Annotated in this window: 1 pseudogene; it reads right to left on the reverse strand. The window is 54.0% G+C overall.

Going from position 1 to position 272, the window contains the following annotated elements:
- Nucleotides 1-272, reverse strand: a pseudogene (locus tag Q4563_RS19920) (demethoxyubiquinone hydroxylase family protein); the annotation flags it as partial.

Consider the following 272-nt stretch of genomic DNA (forward strand, 5'->3'; position numbering starts at 1 on the left):
GTGTCGGGCAGTTGCGACAGATGTGCCTCTAGGTGCTTGCACACTTGATCCTCAGTGGCGGCGACAAAGCCTAGGATTATGCGGTCGCTGATTAAGCCGGCGGTAGCCCCTATAGCAAAAGATGCGCTATACCAAAGAGGGTTGAGATAGCTGGTACGGCTTTCTAGCTCGCCCAGTATTTTTTGACACCAGTGTTAGTGGTCTTCCTCTTCGCTGGCAGCCTCGCGCATTTGGTCTCGCACTTCGGGTAGTTTTGCGGTTAGTGCTTGCCC

The sequence above is a fragment of the Gilvimarinus sp. 1_MG-2023 genome (assembly GCF_030548285.1).